The sequence below is a fragment of the Promicromonospora iranensis genome (genome assembly GCF_028994805.1).
In the GTDB taxonomy this organism is placed as follows: domain Bacteria; phylum Actinomycetota; class Actinomycetes; order Actinomycetales; family Cellulomonadaceae; genus Promicromonospora; species Promicromonospora iranensis.
Genome location: NZ_JAJQQP010000009.1, coordinates 167,640 through 179,820 on the forward strand (window position 1 = coordinate 167,640; position 12,181 = coordinate 179,820).

Here is a 12,181-nt window from a genome sequence, read left to right on the forward strand (position 1 = left end):
CACTAGCGGGGGTCCCCGAGCTGGTACCCGCGGCCCCGCACGGTCCGCACCAGGTCGCCGCCACCTACGGCGGAGAGCTTGCGACGCAGGTAGCCGATGTACACCTCCACGACGTTCCTGGTCGCCGCCCACTCGTCGCCCCACACCTCGTGCAGCAGCTCGTCCTTCGTGCGCACGGTCCCGGCCCGCACGGCGAGCGCCTCGAGCAGCGCGTACTCGCGCGGGCTCAGGGGGACGTCGACGTCGTCGTACCGCGCCGTGCGTGCCTCCCGGTCCATGGTCAGCGGCCCGAGCCGGATGCGGTCCCGGGCCGTCGACGCGGCCGCGCGGCGCAGGGTGGCGCGCAGCTGGGCGAGCAGCACCACGAACGAGAAGGGCTTGACCACGTAGCCGTCGGCGCCGAGGTCGAGGCCGTCGGCCTGGTCCACCTCGCCGTCCTTCGCCGACACGAGCAGCACCGGGGTTGCGATCCCGTCGGCGCGTAGCTCCTCGAGCACGCGGTACCCGGACAGGCCGGGGATCATGATGTCGAGGAGTATCGCGTCGAACGACCCGGTGCGCGCCAGGCGCAGGGCTGACGGTCCGTCGGCGGCGACCGTCACGTCCATGCCCTCGGCGCGCAGCCCGCGGTCGAGGGCCTTGCGCACGCCTGGCTCGTCGTCGACCACGAGTATCTGCGGCCTCATGCCTGCCAGCATGCCGTACGCGGCGCCCTCCTGGAGCATCCTGGGACGGCTGCCTGAGGAAGGTCTCAGCCGACAGGGGGCATCGTTGACGGTGTCGGCGCACGAGCCGGTGGAGCACACTGGTCGAAGAGCGAAGGAGCTGGACATGGGGCCGAGGACGAAGGCACTGGTCGCCGCGGGGTCAGGGATCACGGTCGGGCTGGCCGGCCTGGCGCTGAGCTCGCTGCCCGCCGGGGCGGACGACGACCCGGAGCTGCCCGCGGTCGGTGCGGAGGAGCTGGTCGCCTCGACGCTGGCTGCCCGCGCGCCGGCCTTCGCCGGCGTGGCCGAGCTGCAGAACGAGCTCGGGCTGCCCGCCGTGCCCGGCGGGGAGGCGCTCGACTTCGAGACGGTGCGGGTGTTCCACGACGGCGAGGAGAGCGCCCGGGTCCAGGTCGAGCGGCAGGCGTCCGAGCTGACGTTCGTCAAGAACGCGGACGAGGCGTGGGCCTACGACTCCCAGGAGCGCACCGCCACGGCCCTCACGTGGGACGAGGACGACAAGGCGGCGGCGCGGGGGCACGCCGAGGCAGAGATGGCGGACCCGTCGCAGGCGGCGGCCGAGATGATCGAGCAGCTCCGCCCGACGAGCGACATCTCCGTGGACGGCACGGCGAGCGTCGCCGGCCGTGCCGCCTACGAGCTGGTGCTGACGCCGAAGCCGTCGGAGAAGACGCTACTGCGGGAGATCACCGTGGCGATCGACGAGGAGACGCGGGTCCCGCTGCGCTTCGACGTGTTCGCCAACGGCACGTCCGACCCTGTCCTGTCGCTCGGCTTCGTCGAGCTCGAGCTCGGTGCGCAGGACGCGGACCTGTTCGAGTTCACGCCGCCGGACGGCGCGACGGTCGAGACCACCGAGGCGGACGACGCGGTGCGTGCGCTCGAGGACGCCGAGGACGCGGGCGACGTCGGACAGCGTGCGACGACAGTGGGCACCGGCTGGGACACCGTGGTCATCGGGGAGGCGCCGGCCGGTGGCTCCGGCGAGGGCTCCGGCGCGGACGCCGGTGCGCGCGGCCAGGACCTCGACGGGATCCTGCAGCAGATCGGTACGCCGGTGACCGGCGAGTTCGGTTCCGGGACGTACGTCCGGACCGCCGTCGGGGGCGCCGTCGTCACCGAGGACGGCCGGATCGCGGCGGGTGCGGTACCGCGGCAGGTGCTCGTCGACGCCCTCGACGCCGACGACGCGGACCGCCAGTGACCACAGCGCGCGCCGAAGGGGCGGTGCCGGAGGCCGGGAACGGCTCCGGTACCGCCCTGGCGGCTCGCACCAGAGCGCTGCGCAAGGTCTACCGCGGCACCGTCGCCGTGGACGGTGTGGACCTGGAGGTGCCGGAGGGCGCGGTGGTCGGGATGCTCGGGCCGAACGGCTCGGGCAAGACCACGACCATCCGGATGCTGCTCGGCCTCGTGCAGCCGACGGAGGGCGAGATCGAGCTGCTGGGCGTCCCCGTGCCGGAGGCCGCCGAGCAGGTGCTCCCGCACGTCGGGGCGCTGGTGGAGGGTCCGGGCTTCCACCCGTTCCTGTCCGGCCGGGACAACCTGCTGCGGTTCGCCGCCGCTGAGCCGCTGCTGGCCGGCGGGGAGCTGGACGGCGCCGTGTCCGCGGCGCTGGAGCGGGTGGGTCTCGCGGGCGCCGCCCGGAAGAAGTACCGCGCGTACTCGCTCGGCATGAAGCAGCGGCTGGGGCTCGCGTCGGCGCTGCTCGCGCCGCGTCGGCTCGTCGTGCTGGACGAGCCGACGAACGGCCTCGACCCGGCCGGCACGCAGGAGGTCCGCCGGATCATCGCCGAGCTGCACGACCGCGGCGTCACGGTGCTCGTGTCGTCCCACCTCCTGGCGGAGGTCGAGGCGACCTGCACCCACGTGGTGGTGCTGAACGAGGGTGTCGTGGTGGCCCAGGGCGCGCTGGACGACCTGCTGGAGTCCGGCAGTCCCACGCTGCTCGTGTCCACGCCCGACGGACCCACCGCCGTGGAGACCCTGCGCGACCATCGGATCCCCGCGCGGCTCGCACCGGACGGCATCCGCGTGGACCTCACGACGACCGCGCCGGCGGCGGTCATCGAGACGCTGGTCCGTGCCGGAGCGCGCGTGGACGAGGCCCGGCGGGAGCGCACCGGCCTGGAGGAGGCCTTCGCGCGGCTCACGCACGACGTCGGCGACCTGGTCGGCGAGCTGGACACCGAGGAGCCGGAGGCAGTGCGATGACCACTCCGCACCCGGCCGCCACCCGCGGTCCGGCAACCGCCCCCGGCCCCGGCGTACCCGCAGAGCTGCCCGCCCGCCGGCGCGCTCCGCTCGGGCGCCTCCTGCGGGCCGAGGTGCGGTGGATCTTCCGGCGTCCGCGGACGCTGGCCGTGCTGGCCCTGCTCGCCGCACTCCCGGTGATCACCGGGGTGGCCGTCGACCTGACGCTCGACGGCGGCGGTGCTCCGGTCGACACGGGGCCACCGGGGGCCGGTCCGGGTGCGTCCGACGGCGGCCCGCCGATCTTCGTGACCATGGCCGCGAGTGCCTTCGTGCTGCCGCTCGGCTCGCTCATGACGCTGCTGATGCTCCTGCTGCCGCTCACGGTGGCGATGGCGAGCGGTGACGCGCTCGCCGGCGAGCAGTCCCACGGCACGCTGCGCGGCTGGCTGCTCGCTCCCGTGTCCCGTGGCCGGCTGCTGCTGGTCAAGGCGGCCGGCGTGCTCGTCGTCGCGCTGGTCGCGTCCGGGCTGGTCGTCACGTCGGGGATGGTGACGGGGCTGGTCCTCACGGGGACCGACGGGCTGGTGTCGATGTCCGGCACCGAGCTGTCGATGGCCGACGTGCTGGGGCGGCTGGGCCTCGCCGTCGCCTGGGCGACGCTCTACCTGATGGCGGTCGGTGCGGTGGCGCTGGCGATCTCGGCGTTCACGGAGCACCCGATGGTGGTCGTGGTGAGTGTGCTCGGTGGGCTCATCGTCTCCGTCGTGCTGATGCAGATCTCCGCGCTGGACTGGCTGCACCCCTTCCTGCTGCCGTCGTCGCTGACCAGCCTGGTCGACCTGATCCGTGACCCGGTGTCGTTCGACGGCCTGGCCGAGGGTGCGTTCCGGGCCGGGTGCTACCTCGTGATCGGCATGTCGCTGGCCTACGCCCGCATCACGACCAAGGCCGGGTGAGCCGGCCGTCGCGCGGGGCCGACGGCCCCGCGCGACCGCCCGCGCGAGTTCGCCTCCCTAATCGTTTAGCGCCGTGTCCTGCGGTGATGCCACGTCCTACGTTTCCTGTGACCGCGCCGCTGACGTCGCACGAGACGGAGACCACGACATGACCATCGATGCTCCAGGCCCCACCGAGGCCGTCAGACCCTCCGCACCACGCACTGCCGCACAGGACGCCGCGCCCCCGGCACGAGACACCGAGCAGGCGCCCACCACCAGCCGCCGCGGCTGGTGGGCGCTCGCGGGTCGGGCCGCTCCGGTGCTCGGCTGGATCGTCACGCTGGCGGTCGCGGCGAACCTCGCGCAGGGCGCGTACGGCCAGCTCACCGTGTCCGAGCGGTCCGTCGGCATGTTCGAGGCCATCGGCTACCCGGCCTCCGCCGTCTTCCTGATCGGGGTGCTGCAGGGCGTGGCGGTGGTCCTCTACCTCGTGCCGTGGACGGCGTTCCTCGGCGGGCTGCTCCTGACCGCCTACCTGGGCGGCGCCGTGGCCGCGCACATCCGGCTGGAGGACTCGGCGTCGCACACGCTCACGCCGGTCCTGTACGCCGTCGCGCTCTGGGCCGCGCTGTTCCTGCGCAGCGAGCGGATCCGTGGCGCCGTCCTGACCGGACGGTGATCCTGCCGGGGCGCGCCGTGAGCCATGGCGACGGAGCCGTGAATCACGTTGCGCCCCGGAAAGGGTCCGTGTCAGGCTGGTTCTCGCTCCTGCGGGTGTGCCGCGCGTGTGAGGGAGCTACCCGAAGGACTGTGATGACAGACATCTCCCGGTACGAGACCACCTCGCGCTGACGTCTGCCCTGCCGCACCCTCCACCGCGGCACCCCGGCGTCGGCATCAGCCACCACCCGGGAGTCCTTCCATGTTGTCCAACCCTTCCGTCGTGCTGCACGACGTCACTTTCGCCTGGCCCGACGGCGCCGTCGCGCTCGACCACGTCTCCGGCGCGTTCGGCCGCGGCCGCACCGGCCTGACCGGCCTCAACGGCGCGGGCAAGTCGACCCTGCTGCGCCTGGTCGCCGGCCTGCTCACGCCGACGTCGGGCAAGGTCACGCTGAGCGGGACCGCGGACTACCTGCCGCAACGGATCACCCTCGACGTCGATGCCACGGTCGCTGACCTGCTCGGCATCTCGCCGGTCGTGCGTGCGCTGCGCGCCATCGAGTCGGGAGACGTCGACCCCGGGCACTTCGACGTCGTCGGCGACGACTGGGACGTCGAGGAGCGCGCGGTGGCCCTGCTCTCCGCCACCGGCCTGCCCACCGGGCTCGACCGCTCGGTCGCGACGCTGTCCGGCGGCGAGACGGTGCTGACCGCGATCACCGGCGTCCGGCTGCGTCAGTCGAGCGGCAGTGCCTCGGTCGCCCTGCTCGACGAGCCGACCAACAACCTCGACGGCGATGCCCGCGAGCGCCTCTACGAGCTGGTGCGGGGCTGGCGGGGCGCGCTCGTCGTCGTCTCGCACGACCTGGCGCTGCTGGAGCTGATGGACGAGACGGCGGAGCTGCGCGGGGGCTCGTTGACCACGTTCGGTGGCCCGTACTCGCAGTACCGGGAGTGGCTCGAGGTGCAGCAGGAGGCTGCCGCGCAGGCCTTGCGCTCGGCGGAGCAGACGCTGCGCCGGGAGAAGCGGCAGCGGATCGAGGCCGAGGAACGGATCGCGCACAGCGAGCGCAAGGGCCGCAAGGACGCTGCGAACAGCAAGTACGTCAAGGCGGTGATCAACGACCGCCGCAACAGCGCGGAGAAGTCGGCGGGGGCGCGGCGCGGGATGCTGGACGACAAGGTCGGGGCCGCGCGGGCGGCGGTCGACCAGGCGGAGCGTGCGGTGCGGGACGACGACCGGATCTCCGTGGACCTGCCGGACCCGGGGGTGCCCGCCGGGCGGCGGCTGGCGGTGCTGCGTGGGGCGGACGGCCGGGAGATCGTGCTCCAGGGTCCGGAGAGGATCGCACTGACGGGCCCGAACGGCGTCGGCAAGACGACCCTGCTGGAACGCCTCCTGTCCGCCCCCCACCCCACCTCCCCGTTGAGTGCTGGGTATGTGCGCGACGAAACCGATTCCGCTCGACAGATAGCCAGCACTCAACGGGGTGGGGCGTCGGGGGAGCTGCTGACCGATCGCGTCGCGTACCTGCCGCAGCGGGTGGACGTGCTGCCGGACGACTCCCCGGTGCTGGAGGCCGTGCGGGCGGGTGCGCCGCACGTGCCGCCAGGGGAGCTGCGCAACCGGCTGGCGCGGTTCCTGGTGCGGGGCGCCGCGGTGGACCGGCCGGTCGCGACGCTGTCGGGCGGCGAGCGGTTCCGGGTGGCGCTGGCCAGGCTGCTGCTGGCCGACCCGCCGGCGCAGCTGCTGGTGCTGGACGAGCCGACGAACAACCTCGACATCGCGAGCACCGACCAGCTCGTCGCCGCGCTGTCGGCGTACCGGGGTGCGCTGCTGGTGGTGAGTCACGACACGGCGTTCCTGGACCGGCTGGGCCTGGACGCGGAGATCCGGCTGGACGCGGAGGGGAACCTGACGGAGGCGCGGCGCTCCTCATGACCGACGGCGGCGTGCCGAGCCGCGGCGGCTCTGGCCCCCGTGGTTTGGCCCCCCGTGGTCGGTGTACGGGGAAGCCCTGATGTGGCGGTCCCTCGGCGGGCCGTACGGTCTCCTCACTGACAAGCCTGAAAGTTGAGGGAGGACGACCATGCAAGCACGTCTACGGCGCCGTGCGTTCAGTGGCCTCGCGGTCCTGTCCATGGCTCTCGTCACCGCGTTGGCGGTGGGCGGCGGCGCCCTGCCCGCCCGTGCCGCGACGGGAACCATCACCGGATACGGCGGCAAGTGCGTCGACGTCGCCGCGGCGAACACCGCGAACGGTACGCAGGTGCAGCTCTACGGCTGCAACGGCACGAACGCCCAGAGCTGGGACGTGCGGAGCGACGGCACCGTCCGCGCCCTGGGCAAGTGCCTCGACGCGGCGGGCGGCAGCTCCGCCAACGGCACCCGCGTGCAGCTCTGGGACTGCAACGGCACCGCCGCGCAGCGCTGGACCGCCGGTGCGGACGGCACGCTCCGGGCACTCGGCACGTGCCTCGACGCGACGGGGCCGAGCTCGGCCGACGGCACGCCCCTGCAGCTGTGGGACTGCACGGCCGGGGCAGCGAACCAGCGCTGGACGCTCCCGTCCGGCGGCGGCAACCCGGACAACCCGGCGAAGATGCCGGGCGCGCCCTACCTGTACCTGGGCTGGGGCAACCCGCCGAGCGCCACGTCGGTCATGAGCCAGACGGGCATCCGCGCGTTCACTATGGCCTTCATCCTGTCGTCCGGCGGCTGCAACCCCGCGTGGGACGGCAGCCGTCCGCTGACCGGTGGCGTCGACCAGCAGACCATCAACGCGATCAAGGCGGCCGGGGGACAGGTACAGATCTCGTTCGGCGGCTGGTCCGGCAACAAGCTCGGCCCCAGCTGCTCGACGCCCGCCGCGTACGCGGGTGCCGTGCAGCAGGTCATCAACGCCCACCAGCCGGACGTCGTCGACTTCGACATCGAGAACTCCGACGAGTTCGAGAACTACACGGTCCAGGACCGCATCCTGCGAGGGCTGATCATCGTCAAGCAGAACAACCCGAACGTGCGGATCGCCGTCACGATCGGCACCGGCCACAGCGGCCCCACCGGTGCGGGGACCCGCCTCATCAACCGGGCCGCCGAGCTCGGGGTGCCGATCGACAACTACACGATCATGCCGTTCAACTTCGGCTCATCGAACATCGCACAGGACACGGTCAATGCGTCCGAGGGCCTGAAGGACCAGCTCAAGGCGGCCAACGGCTGGACGGATGCCCAGGCGTACGCCCACATGGGCATCTCCGGCATGAACGGCAGCTCCGACCAGGGTGAGGTCACCACCACGGCCGCCTGGACGCAGATCCGCGACTACGCGCGGAGCAACGGGCTCACGCGGCTCGCGTTCTGGTCCGTCAACCGGGACCAGCCCGGGTTCGAGTTCACCCGCATCACGGCGGGATTCTGACGCGCGGCACTACGGCAGGAGCTGGGCTGACCTGCTGACCCTTTTCGAGGTCGAGGTTGCTCCGCTCTGAAGCGTTTCAGAGCGGAGCAACCTCGACCTCGAAAGGGCGGGAGTACCGGGTACGCATCGTGTAGTCCTTCTCCGGGCCCCGGACGCGCCAGGACAGCTCCCACGACCGGGGCGGGCCGGGCGGGAGGGCCATGCCGCCCTGGTAGAGGTCGCGGCCGCACAGGTGCTCGACGGCGCCGGCTGTCCACGGGTGGAAGTCGCGGCCGTCCTCGAACGTGACCCGCCAGCCGGACGGCGAGCCGAGGCCGCCCGGCTCCTCCCGGACCAGGAACAGCGTGCGGGTCACCGGCGTGGACCCGGCGGGCCAGGTGAGGGTGCCGTTCTCGGTCCACCGGATCCGGCCGTCGTCCTCGGCGCGGAACGTGGCCTCGCCCCGCGCGGTGTACACGGAGCCGTCGCGGTGGTCCTGGACCTCCCGCCGGAAGTCCCAGGTGCCGACGAGGCGGAGCGGATCCACGGACCGATCATACGGCGACGGTATGGGGACGGTGTGGGGAAGGATGTCCCCATGACCTCGAACGATCAGACCACCCGCTCCGCGGAGCTGGACCCGGCCAACCCCTTCGCCACCCCGTCGACGCTCCCGTACGGGCTGCCCGACTTCACGGCGATCCGCGAGGAGCACTACGAGCCGGCAGTCGTCGAGGGCATGGCCGTCCACCGCGCGGAGGTCGAGGCGATCGTGACCAACCCGGAGCCGGCGACCGTCGAGAACACCCTGGAGGCGCTCGAACGGGCGGGGCGGCTGCTCGACCGCGCGGTCACGGCGTTCTACAGCCTGCTGCCCGCGGACTCGACGCCCGGCCTGGAGGACATCCAGGAGCGGCTCGCACCGCAGCTCGCCGCCCACCAGGACGCCGTCCTGATGGACGCGCGCCTCTCCGCGCGCGTGAAGTCCCTGGCCGACGCCGCCGCGGCCGGCACCCTCGCTCTGGAACCCGACACCGCGTACCTGCTCGAGAAGCTCCTGACGCAGTTCAAGCGGTCCGGCATCGAGCTGTCCGAGACCGGCCAGGAGCGGCTGCGCGAGCTCAACTCCCGTATCACGTCCCTGCAGGCGAGCTTCGGGCGCAGGCTTCTCGCGGGCGCCAACGAGGCCAGCGTGCTCGTGACCGACGAGGCGGAGCTCGCCGGGCTGTCCGCGGACGCCAAGGCCGGTGCACGCGCCGCCGCAGCGACCCGCGGGCAGGACGGCTGGCTCCTGGAGATGCAGCTCTTCACGCACCAGAACGTGCTGGCGTCCCTGGCGGACGCCGGCCTCCGGGCACGCGTCCAGGAGGCTTCCATGGCACGCGGCGCCACGGGCGGCGCGACCGACACGCGCGACGTGCTGCTGGAGCTGGCCCGGCTGCGGGCCGAGCACGCGCAGCTGCTCGGCTACGAGCACCACGCCGCGTACATCGCGGCGGACGCGACGGCGGGCACCACGGCCGCCGTCAACGAGATGCTCGCCCGGCTCGCGCCCGCCGCCGTCGCCAACGCGCGGCGCGAGGCGAGCGAGCTCGCGAAGGTGAGCGGGGCGTCCAGCGGTGAGGCGCCGGGCAGCGTGCCGGCCGCCGACTGGTCGTACCTCAGCGAGGCCGTGCGCAAGGAGCGGTTCAACCTGGACGACGCCGCCCTGCGCCCCTACCTCGAGCTCGAGCGGGTGGTGCACGACGGCGTGCTCAAGGCCGCGAACCTGCTCTTCGGGCTCTCCTTCACCGAGCGGCACGACCTGCCCGGCTACCACCCGGACGTGCGCGTCTTCGAGGTGTTCGACGCGCCCGAGCCGGGCGAGCCGGACACCGGCCTGGGGCTGTTCCTCGCCGACTGGTACACCCGCGAGTCCAAGCGCGGCGGAGCCTGGATGAACAGCCTCGTGTCCCAGAGCCACCTGCTCGACCAGAAGCCGGTGGTCGTCAACAACCTCAACATCGTCAAGCCGCCCGCCGGCGAGCCCACCCTGCTCGTCTGGGACGAGGTCACGACGCTCTTCCACGAGTTCGGGCACGCGCTGCACGGGCTGCTCAGCGACGTGCGCTACCCGTCGCAGTCCGGCACGTCCGTGCCGCGCGACTTCGTCGAGTACCCCTCGCAGGTCAACGAGATGTGGTCCTGGGAACCGGAGATCCTGCGGTCCTTCGCGGTGCACCACGCCACCGGCGAGCCGATGCCCGCCGAGTGGGTCGAGACCATGCTCGCGTCCCGCGCCTGGGGCGAGGGTTTCGCGACGACGGAGTACCTCGCCGCCGCGCTGCTGGACCAGGCGTGGCACCAGCTGACGCCGTCGCAGGTGCCGACGTCGGTGGAGGACGTGCTGCCCTTCGAGGCGGCGGCGCTCGCCGCGGCCGGCGTCGACCTCGACGCGGTGCCCCCGCGGTACCGCACCACCTACTTCAACCACGTCTTCGGCGGCGGGTACTCGGCCGGCTACTACTCCTACATCTGGTCCGAGGTGCTCGACGCGGACACCGTCGAGTGGTACGCCGAGAACGGCGGGCTGACGCGGGAGAACGGCGAGGCGTTCCGTCGCAGGCTGCTCGCGCGCGGTGGGTCGCAGGACCCGCTGGCGTCGTTCGAGGACCTGCGGGGACGGGCACCGGAGATCGCGCCGCTGCTCGAGCGCCGTGGCCTGGCCGGCTGAAGACTGCCCTGCCCGCCCAGATCTAGGCTTGCGGCGTTTTGCGCAAGTGACCTTGGATCGGGCTGGCCAAGGCCCCGGGGAGGGCGCCCTGCTACAGCCGGCGGAATCGATCGGTCCGTAACCCATGTCCAACGCAACGGCAAGGCCAAGGAGCCTCCGTCCCAGCGACTACTCGACACCGATCTTGCGACAGATGCCGACCGCCCCGGCGCGGGTGAGTCCTAGCGCCCTTGCGATGTCACCGTACGATGCGCCAGCCTCACGCATGCCGCGAACTGCGTCATTGCGTACGCCGATCGCCTGTTCCATCTGCTCGCGGATCCGCCTCACTTCACGTTCGTGCTTGGCTGCGACGGTGGCAAGTTCCCCGACGGTACCTGTCTTCATGACGTCGGCCTCGCTTCGTTCGTCTCAATCCCCGTCCCGTGGTGCGGGCAGCGCCCACGGCGCTGGCATCGCTTGCCGATGGCAGTCGGAGCACCGCACACTCCGCCCAATGAGACGTAGTGCGGCTGGTAGTACACGGTGACATCAGTCGTCGGCTCCACGGATTCACTACCGCCGTCGACCGACGGATCCACGTCGATGACCTCAGCCAGCGTCTCCGCGAGCAAGGTTGCGTCCAGGGTCGCTTGAACCATGAATCGTCCCGCGTTGAACTTGAGTCGGAAGCCGGGATCCTGGCTGAACCGCCCCGAGTCCAGCGTGTGCCCGTGCGCCTGGGCGAAGTAGGTGAAGAACACGACTTGAGTACGGGTGTTGCCCTCGCGAAACAGGTGCGCGACGTTGATCTCGCCCCACGGCTCGGCGATGGCGGAGGCAAACTGGCTGCCGGTCAACTCCCGTAGCCCGGAGATCCTATGGAGGGTGCGGATCGACTGGTCGAAGTGATCGGTCATTGCCTCCCCGGCTGGGAAGTACAAGTAAGGATGACTGGCCTCCGCGTCGTACCTACCGTCGCGTATCTCCTGTGGCGTGGGGCCCTTCTTGGTCATCTTCTGCGGGAGCGACGGAGCGGTGCGCTCCTCCCCAGCCCAGGCGTACACGTCGCCGAAGATATGCCGGTGGATCGCGCACATATGGGCTCGGTCGAGGTGTCCCGCTATCGGTTCGGTGCCGAGCGCTTGGGATACTCGCAGCAGCGCATACTCTTCCTCAAACTCGCGTAGATCCTCAGCGTCCAGGTGTCCAGCTTTGTTCAGTAGGACGCTGGTGCCCGGGTAGTGGTAGTCCTCCCAAGCACGGAACCGTGGGCTCAACTGGCGGATTCTCGCTCGGACGCCCGCTTAGCGACACGCTTTGCGGAGCGCGCTGCGATCCGTGAGGCGGCCTCGTCGAAGGTGATCTCGCCCTTCAGAGCCCGACGGGTGTCCTCGCGCACCTCGGCGCCTCGGGGGTAATGCCCTGCCGCAGCGAGCACACCCTCGGCAGCCCTGATCGTCTGGTCTGCTTCTTTGGCGTTCAACACGCGGTACTTGGTGGTCTTCTTCTTTGCCACGCCACGTCTCCCATCGCTGTATCCCCCATCATACGCGGCGATGA

The 12,181-nt window shown here is 71.8% G+C and carries 12 protein-coding genes; 7 read left to right on the forward strand and 5 right to left on the reverse strand.

The genetic code is table 11. The features are described from left to right. Positions 1 to 2: 2 nt before the first annotated feature. Positions 3 to 686, reverse strand: a complete 684-nt coding sequence (locus tag LUM46_RS16700; RefSeq protein ID WP_274995340.1) for a response regulator transcription factor — start codon at positions 684 to 686, stop codon at positions 3 to 5. 145 nt (positions 687 to 831) lie between these two features. Here LUM46_RS16700 and LUM46_RS16705 point away from each other — a divergent pair, with 145 nt between their 5' ends. The 6 genes from LUM46_RS16705 to LUM46_RS16730 all read left to right on the forward strand — a co-directional run bounded on the left by LUM46_RS16705 (position 832) and on the right by LUM46_RS16730 (position 7,947). Continuing rightward, positions 832 to 1,932: a LolA family protein gene (locus LUM46_RS16705; protein ID WP_274995341.1), complete on the forward strand. Its 1,101-nt coding sequence runs from the start codon at positions 832 to 834 to the stop codon at positions 1,930 to 1,932. Beyond that, positions 1,929 to 2,942: an ABC transporter ATP-binding protein gene (locus LUM46_RS16710; RefSeq protein WP_274995342.1), complete on the forward strand. Its 1,014-nt coding sequence runs from the start codon at positions 1,929 to 1,931 to the stop codon at positions 2,940 to 2,942. The genes LUM46_RS16705 and LUM46_RS16710 overlap by 4 nt, the downstream gene beginning before the upstream one ends. Continuing rightward, complete coding sequence (locus LUM46_RS16715; protein ID WP_274995343.1) at positions 2,939 to 3,880, forward strand: ABC transporter permease subunit; 942 nt, start codon at positions 2,939 to 2,941, stop codon at positions 3,878 to 3,880. Before LUM46_RS16710 ends, LUM46_RS16715 begins: the two co-directional genes overlap by 4 nt. 148 nt (positions 3,881 to 4,028) lie before the next feature. Continuing rightward, complete coding sequence (locus LUM46_RS16720) at positions 4,029 to 4,541, forward strand: DoxX family protein (RefSeq protein ID WP_274995344.1); 513 nt, start codon at positions 4,029 to 4,031, stop codon at positions 4,539 to 4,541. 243 nt (positions 4,542 to 4,784) lie between these two features. Beyond that, positions 4,785 to 6,467 (forward strand): ABC-F family ATP-binding cassette domain-containing protein, encoded by a 1,683-nt coding sequence (locus LUM46_RS16725; protein WP_274995345.1) that lies wholly within the window; start codon positions 4,785 to 4,787, stop codon positions 6,465 to 6,467. A 148-nt stretch (positions 6,468 to 6,615) separates the two neighbouring features. Then, the gene (locus LUM46_RS16730) at positions 6,616 to 7,947 is read left to right on the forward strand and encodes a ricin-type beta-trefoil lectin domain protein (protein ID WP_274995346.1); all 1,332 of its coding nucleotides are present in this window, start codon (positions 6,616 to 6,618) and stop codon (positions 7,945 to 7,947) included. 76 nt (positions 7,948 to 8,023) lie between these two features. On the opposite strand, the gene LUM46_RS16735 is transcribed toward LUM46_RS16730, so the two are convergent. Beyond that, positions 8,024 to 8,473, reverse strand: coding sequence for a DUF6314 family protein (locus LUM46_RS16735; protein ID WP_274995347.1), 450 nt, complete (start codon positions 8,471 to 8,473; stop codon positions 8,024 to 8,026). A 51-nt stretch (positions 8,474 to 8,524) separates the two neighbouring features. Here LUM46_RS16735 and LUM46_RS16740 point away from each other — a divergent pair, with 51 nt between their 5' ends. After that, entirely contained in the window at positions 8,525 to 10,639 is a 2,115-nt protein-coding gene (locus LUM46_RS16740; RefSeq protein WP_274995349.1) for a M3 family metallopeptidase, read from the forward strand. 168 nt (positions 10,640 to 10,807) lie between these two features. Here LUM46_RS16740 and LUM46_RS16745 read toward each other — a convergent pair whose 3' ends face one another. From LUM46_RS16745 to LUM46_RS16755, 3 genes are read right to left on the reverse strand one after another with little or no spacing between them, the layout of a single operon-like run. After that, complete coding sequence (locus LUM46_RS16745) at positions 10,808 to 11,026, reverse strand: hypothetical protein (RefSeq protein WP_274995350.1); 219 nt, start codon at positions 11,024 to 11,026, stop codon at positions 10,808 to 10,810. Further along, positions 11,023 to 11,898 (reverse strand): Fic family protein, encoded by an 876-nt coding sequence (locus tag LUM46_RS16750; protein WP_274995351.1) that lies wholly within the window; start codon positions 11,896 to 11,898, stop codon positions 11,023 to 11,025. The genes LUM46_RS16745 and LUM46_RS16750 overlap by 4 nt, the downstream gene beginning before the upstream one ends. Next, on the reverse strand, positions 11,895 to 12,137 hold the full coding sequence (locus tag LUM46_RS16755) for a hypothetical protein (protein WP_274995352.1): 243 nt from the start codon (positions 12,135 to 12,137) through the stop codon (positions 11,895 to 11,897). The genes LUM46_RS16750 and LUM46_RS16755 overlap by 4 nt, the downstream gene beginning before the upstream one ends. Positions 12,138 to 12,181: the final 44 nt, after the last annotated feature.

Excerpts from the sequence above, each read along its gene's own strand:
- LUM46_RS16700 (WP_274995340.1), bottom strand. The coding sequence starts at position 686 with ATGAGGCCGCAGATACTCGTGGTCGACGACGAGCCAGGCGTGCGCAAG.
- LUM46_RS16730 (WP_274995346.1), top strand. The coding sequence starts at position 6,616 with ATGCAAGCACGTCTACGGCGCCGTGCGTTCAGTGGCCTCGCGGTCCTG.
- LUM46_RS16715 (WP_274995343.1), top strand. The coding sequence starts at position 2,939 with ATGACCACTCCGCACCCGGCCGCCACCCGCGGTCCGGCAACCGCCCCC.
- LUM46_RS16720 (WP_274995344.1), top strand. The coding sequence starts at position 4,029 with ATGACCATCGATGCTCCAGGCCCCACCGAGGCCGTCAGACCCTCCGCA.
- LUM46_RS16740 (WP_274995349.1), top strand. The coding sequence starts at position 8,525 with ATGACCTCGAACGATCAGACCACCCGCTCCGCGGAGCTGGACCCGGCC.
- LUM46_RS16745 (WP_274995350.1), bottom strand. The coding sequence starts at position 11,026 with ATGAAGACAGGTACCGTCGGGGAACTTGCCACCGTCGCAGCCAAGCAC.
- LUM46_RS16705 (WP_274995341.1), top strand. The coding sequence starts at position 832 with ATGGGGCCGAGGACGAAGGCACTGGTCGCCGCGGGGTCAGGGATCACG.
- LUM46_RS16725 (WP_274995345.1), top strand. The coding sequence starts at position 4,785 with ATGTTGTCCAACCCTTCCGTCGTGCTGCACGACGTCACTTTCGCCTGG.